This is a genomic window from Verrucomicrobiia bacterium, from assembly GCA_035765895.1.
Classification (GTDB): Bacteria; Verrucomicrobiota; Verrucomicrobiia; order Limisphaerales; family DSYF01; genus DSYF01.
Window position 1 is genome coordinate 62,026 of the sequence record DASTWL010000063.1, and the last position, 6,009, is coordinate 68,034.

5 protein-coding genes are annotated in these 6,009 nt (G+C 62.6%); 3 read left to right on the plus strand and 2 right to left on the minus strand.

Annotated features, from left to right (window positions below; genetic code table 11):
* Window positions 1–5: 5 nt before the first annotated feature.
* A complete protein-coding gene (locus tag VFV96_12890) occupies window positions 6–848 on the minus strand; it encodes a TIGR00266 family protein (protein HEU5071294.1) in 843 nt (280 codons plus the stop codon).
* Window positions 849–978: 130 nt separating this feature from the next.
* Here VFV96_12890 and VFV96_12895 point away from each other — a divergent pair, with 130 nt between their 5' ends.
* Both VFV96_12895 and ribH read left to right on the plus strand, forming a co-directional pair.
* Entirely contained in the window at window positions 979–2,178 is a 1,200-nt protein-coding gene (locus tag VFV96_12895; GenBank protein ID HEU5071295.1) for a bifunctional 3,4-dihydroxy-2-butanone-4-phosphate synthase/GTP cyclohydrolase II, read from the plus strand.
* A gap of 36 nt (window positions 2,179–2,214) precedes the next feature.
* On the plus strand, window positions 2,215–2,697 hold the full coding sequence (gene ribH, locus VFV96_12900; protein ID HEU5071296.1) for a 6,7-dimethyl-8-ribityllumazine synthase: 483 nt from the start codon (window positions 2,215–2,217) through the stop codon (window positions 2,695–2,697).
* 83 nt (window positions 2,698–2,780) lie between these two features.
* On the opposite strand, the gene VFV96_12905 is transcribed toward ribH, so the two are convergent.
* Window positions 2,781–3,926, minus strand: coding sequence for a substrate-binding domain-containing protein (locus VFV96_12905; protein HEU5071297.1), 1,146 nt, complete (start codon window positions 3,924–3,926; stop codon window positions 2,781–2,783).
* A 378-nt stretch (window positions 3,927–4,304) separates the two neighbouring features.
* Here VFV96_12905 and VFV96_12910 point away from each other — a divergent pair.
* Window positions 4,305–6,009: hypothetical protein (locus VFV96_12910; GenBank protein ID HEU5071298.1), on the plus strand; the 1,705-nt coding region annotated here is incomplete at its 3' end.

A 6,009-nucleotide genomic window follows, 5' to 3' on the forward strand; every position in this document is an offset into this window, starting at 1 on the left:
GGCTTTCAACTGTTGTCGCCGTCCAGCAAATCACCCAGCCCGCCGAGAATGGATCCTTCGCCCTTGCGGCGCCCGCCCCCTTGCGGCGCGGCCGCGTAAATCCGGCCGGCGAGCCGGCTGAAGGGCAGCGATTGGAGCCACACGCGACCGGGACCGCGCAAAGTGGCGAAGAAAAGCCCCTCGCCGCCGAAAAGCGCCGTTTTGATTTTGCCGACAAACTGGATGTCGAACTCCACAGTCGGCTGAAAGCCTACCACGCAGCCGGTGTCCACCCGCAGCAGTTCACCCGGAGCGAGCTGGCGTTCGATGATGGTTCCGCCGGCGTGCATGAACGCCCACCCGTCGCCCTGCAGCCGTTCCATGATGAAGCCTTCCCCGCCAAACAGGCCGGCACCCAGGCGCTTGTTGAACGCGATGCCGATGCTGACGCCTTTGGCCGCGCACAAGAACGCGTCCTTCTGCGTCCAGATTTCGCCGCCCAATTCGGCCAGGTGCACGGGGATGATTTTGCCGGGATAGGGCGCACCGAAGGCCACCCGCTTTTTGCCGGCGGTCCGATTTTGAAAGACCGTCATGAACAGCGATTCACCCGTCAGCAAACGTTTGCCGGCGCCCATCAACGCGCCCAGAAAGCCGCTGTTCTGTTGCGAGCCGTCCCCGAAAATGGTCTCCATTTCGATCCCGTCGTCCATATACATCATGCCGCCCGCCTCGGCGACCACGGCTTCATTGGGATCCAGTTCCACTTCCACAAACTGCAAATCGTCACCGTAAATCTGGTAATCGACCTCGTGCATGGCCCGCGAAGGGACGGGGCCGCCAATAATGGGGGGCAGGTTGCTTTGCATGGTCCGAAGATAGGAACCACCCGGGGAGGCGCAGCTACAAAATCCGGGAATTTCCATAATCAGGGTGTCGACGGGCCGTCAGGAAGCGGCTGGCGTTTGGTGGTGCTTGCGCTACTCTGCGCTTGGATTTATGGGCAAAATGTTTGATTCGATCGACTGGGTCATCGCCGACATCCGGCGCGGGCGGATGGTGATCCTGGTGGACGACGCGGACCGCGAGAACGAAGGTGACGTCATCATGGCCGCCGAGTTTGTGACGCCTCAAGCGGTCAACTTCATGGCCAAACATGGGCGCGGTCTCATCTGCGTGCCCACCACCAGCGAACGGCTCAAGCAACTCGGGATCGAGGAGATGGTCAAACAAAACCGCGACAGCTTCAAAACCGATTTCCAGGTGAGCGTCGACGCGGCGCGTGGCATCAGCACCGGCATCAGCGCGGCCGACCGCGCCCGCACGATCGCCATCATGGCGAGTCCGACCGCGCTGCCCGAGGATCTCGTCCAGCCCGGGCATGTGTTTCCGCTGCGGGCCAAGCCGGGCGGGGTGTTGCAGCGTGCCGGCCACACCGAGGCCGCCGTTGACCTTGCCACGCTCGCCGGCTGCCGGCCCATGGCGGTGATCTGTGAGATCATGAACGATGACGGCAGCATGGCCCGGCTGCCGCACCTCCGACGGTTCGCCGCGAAGCATCGTCTGAAAATCGCCACGATCGCCGACCTCATCGAATACCGACGCACCCGCGAAAAGCTGATTGAGCCCGTGGAAACCATCAAGATGCCGACGGACTACGGCGATTTCAACCTGCACCTGTATCGCTCACGCCTTGATGGCCAGCATCACCTGGCGCTGGTGCGGGGTGACGTGGCCGGCAAAAAGGGCGTGCTCGTGCGCGTGCACAGCGAATGCCTGACCGGCGACGTGTTCGGCTCGCGCCGGTGCGATTGCGGGCCACAACTGCACCAGGCCCTGCGGCAGATTGCCGAGGCCGGCCGTGGGGTGCTGGTTTACATGCGGCAGGAAGGGCGCGGCATCGGGCTGCCCGCCAAGATCAAGGCTTACAAGCTGCAGGAGGCCGGGCTCGACACGGTGCAGGCCAACGAGAAACTCGGGTTCCCGATGGACCTGCGTGAATACGGCCTCGGCGCCCAAATCCTGACCGACCTCGGCTTGAAGACCATCCGCCTGCTCACCAACAACCCTCGAAAAATCGTCGGCCTGGCCGGCTACGGATTGAAGGTGATGGAACAGGTGCCTATTCGCGTGCACCCGAATCCCCACAACGAACGCTATCTGGAGACCAAGCGGAAGAAGATGGGGCACCTGCTGTAAAGCCTGGTTCCGGTTACGGCGGTCATTTCAATCGTCATGCTAAAACGAATTACCAAACGAACCGGTTCTGCGTCCGGCGCCCGCTTCGCCATCGTCGCCTCGCAATACAATGGGCGCTACGTCGATGCCATGCTGATGGCGGCGAAGGCGGAATTGCGGGTGGCCGGGGTGCGGACCTTGAACGTGGTGCGGGTGCCGGGAGCGTTCGAAATTCCTTCGGTCGCCGCGGCGCTGGCCAGCCAGACCCGGGCGGGCAAGCCGCGTTACGCCGCCGTCATTTGCCTGGGCGTCATCTTTCAAGGGCAGACCAGCCACGCGGAGCACATCGGTTGGGGGGTGACCCACGCGCTGGCACAAATTCAAATTCAGCGCCAGTTGCCGGTCATTCACGGTGTGTTTGTGTTTACGAAGGAGGCCCACGCCCGGGTGCGTTGCCTTGGCCGGAAACACAATCGGGGAACAGAAGCGGCCCGCACGGCGTTGACCATGGCGGAAGTCATGCGCGGGCTGGAGCGCTGATTAGGATCCACGAATCCTTCGTTTGGCTTGGCTGAGGCGGCGCATTTTGCCCTTCCCACCCCGGCCCCGGCCACCGCTTGGCTTCACTGGCTTCGCCCCGGGCGCGGGCTTTGCAGATACGCGCCGCAGGACTCGCGCACCACCAGGCTTGGCGTCAGGCTGATCGATTGGACGGGCAGCGTGGGTTCGGCCAGGCGCCGCAACATGGTTTGAAACGCCACATGGGCAATGTCCCGGCACGGTTGATGAATGGTCGTGAGCGGCACCGAAACCAGCATGGCATATTTCACGTCGTCGAACCCCGCCACCCGCACATCGTGCGGCAGCTTGATGCCCCGGGATTCCAGGGTGCGCGCCAGCACGGCCGCGGTGTCGTCGTTGGCGCAGATGATGGCGTCGGCCAGCTTGCCCGACACGAGGGACCGCACAAATTTCACGTCGCGGGGATCGCCTTGCCGCACCCAGTTGGAATCCTGTTCGAGGCCGTTTTGCACCAGCGCCTCGCGCACGCCGGCGATGCGCGCGTTGACCGTGGCGGCCGAGAGCGGACGGCTGACGAACAGGATTTTGCGGCAGCCGAGTTTGATCAAATGTTCAGCGATCATGTAGCCCGCCGCCAGGTTGTCGATGCCCACCAGATCGAAATCGCTCCGCCGGGGGAACGGCGTGATGTCGCGGTCAATTAAAACCACGGTGATGCCCGCCTCGCGCAAGGATTCAGCGAGCCGGAAGTTGGCCTCCTCCTGCTTGGGCTGAAGTTCCGCGGGCGCGAAGAAGACGCCGCTGATTTTCCGTTCAATGAACTGGCTGCAGATTTCCTCGGCGTGTTTGAGGCTCGCGTCTTCGTCCAGCAGCGGACTGGTGGAGCCACCCCAAAGCAGGCCGTAGTCGTGCACCCGCGCCAGGCTGGCGATCTCCCCGCAGATGATGTGGAAGATTTCGGTGGTGGACAATCCGGGCACGAGCAGCCCCAGCACGCGGGTGGCGGTCGTTTGCTGGGTTTGACCGGACCGGACATACGTTCCGGAACCGGCGCGCCGTTCGATCAAGCCCTTGATTTCCAGGTCGCGCAGGGCGCGCGCCACGGTGGGCCGGGAAACGCCGAACTGCTTGACCAGTTGCAGCTCGCTCGGCAGTCGCGTGCCGGCGGTGTATTTGCCCGCGGCGATTTCAATTTCGAGGCGCGTGCTGATTTTGCGGTGTTTGGAACCCGCGGGTTCGTTTGACATGGTGAAAAGCGGATATGACTTGTTGTAAAGTTGTAATGGCAGCTTTTTTCAAGGTGGTCAATTCTGGTTTTCTATAGCTGTAAGCTGACCGGTAGGCTCAAAGCATGAAATCCCCACGAGTTTCAGCGCGGCTGCCGCATGGCGGGCTCCACCGGGCCGGACGTTCTGTTCTTTTCCTCGCAACCCAATGGCTTCGCGGTGGTCCGCGGGCAACTGCCTGGCATCACGAGCGAAATTGTTCTCCTCTCTGCCGCCCAGTTGCCCACGTCCGGACCAGCATCGCGTGATTTGATTTCCCATTTGCGAACGCGCTCCGGTGGCGGCCAATCCGCCGCACCCAAACTCAATCCCGATCCCGAACGACAACAATGAACCATTATGAAACCGATCCCGAACGCCAAGGAATGTAAACCGGCGAATTTTCTTTGCCCGCCACCGCCGGGTTTGTCCGCGCTGTGCCTGGCAGCGTGGTCGTGCGTTGCAGTGTTGGCGCCGGCCACGTCACGGGCCAGCCTGATGGCGCATGAAGGTTTCAATTATTCCGTGGGCAGCGGCAACCTGTCCGGGCAGGCCGGGGGGTTCGGCTGGCAGGGCGCGTGGCAGACGGTCAACAACGGGGCTTCCAGCGTTCAGGCGGGCAGCCTGACCGCCGGGGCCAATGCGCCGGTTGGTTACGATGCGTTGTCGGTCGGCAACGCCGCATTTACACCCAATGGCACGCGCGCCGGCCGTTTTTTGGATACGTCGGCGGGCGGGCCGTTTGCCTTGAAAGGCTATCTGGATGGCAACGGCGACATCGGCGCCGCGGGGAAGACGATTTACATCAGCTTTCTCCAGCAGCCCAACGCAGCGGACAACAACTACTACGAGTTCGAGTTTCACCGTGGCAATCTGGGCGATCCAGGCCGCATTGGCGGCGTTGGCAACGACACCGGCGGCAGTGCCAACGTGTATCTGCGCACCCCCAGCAATGCGCAGACGCAGATCGGAGCGGGCAGCGCGGCGGTCAGCTTTTACGTGGTGCGGATTGATTTCCTGGGGGGCAATGACACGGTCACGGTTTATCAAAATCCCACTTCGGCCACCGAGCCCGCATCGCCGACGTTGACGGTTGCCGGTGCGGGCGACATGTCGTTTAACGGAATTTCATTTGGCGCCTTTGCGAACGGGCGGACGGTGGCGCACGACGAAGTTAGGGTGGGCGAGACGTGGGCGGATGTGGTCAGCCCGGGGGCTTACAGCATGGGCAATTGGGACGGCGGCGGTGCGAACTACAACTGGAGCACCGCGGGCAACTGGGACAACGACGTGGTGCCGGTGTTTGCGACGCTCCTGACCTTTGCCGGGAACACCGGGCTGAGCAACACCAACGATTTGACGGGCGTCTCGGCCAACGGCATCACGTTCGATGCGGCCGCGGGCGCATTCACGCTCAACGGCAATGTTCTTGGGCTCAACGGTAACATCATGTTCAACGCCGATCCTGCGGCGCCCATCACCCAGACCCTCAATCTGCCGCTGGCGCCGGCGGGGAATTTCAGCGTCGATACGCGCACGAACGGCAATATCACCATCATCGGTAACATCACCGGCCCGGGCAGTGAGTTGACGCAGACGAGTGCGGGTAACGCCGGCCTCCTGACGTTGGCGGGAACCAATGTGTTGAAGGGACTGGTCGTCAATGGCGGGACCAACCGCATCACGGGCGCCACGGAAATCGACGGCATCGGTGGCGGTTCGTTCTTCTACCTGGCCGACGGACAGGTCACCCGCAAGGCGACCCTGATCATTGAGAACGGCGGCAGTTTGAGTGTGAACGGCGGATTTCAGGACGCCGCGGTCATCGGCCGTGATGGTGGCGTCGCGACGCTGGTTCAAAATGGCGGCACGTTCAACTTTAACATCAATGACGGCGCGCACGAGTTCCTGTTCGTGGGCGCGTCGGGCAATCCGAACACCCGGGCGGAATATGACCTGAACGGCGGCGTGCTCGACATGAACGGCAAAACCCTGGGCATCGCGCTGGGCGCCAACACGGTCATTACGGGAGTGGTCAATCAGGTGGGCGGTGTCATCACGAACG

Coding starts and splice junctions, on each gene's coding strand:
- VFV96_12890 (HEU5071294.1), bottom strand. CDS start 848: ATGCAAAGCAACCTGCCCCCCATTATTGGCGGCCCCGTCCCTTCGCGG.
- VFV96_12895 (HEU5071295.1), top strand. CDS start 979: ATGGGCAAAATGTTTGATTCGATCGACTGGGTCATCGCCGACATCCGG.
- ribH (HEU5071296.1), top strand. CDS start 2,215: ATGCTAAAACGAATTACCAAACGAACCGGTTCTGCGTCCGGCGCCCGC.
- VFV96_12905 (HEU5071297.1), bottom strand. CDS start 3,926: ATGTCAAACGAACCCGCGGGTTCCAAACACCGCAAAATCAGCACGCGC.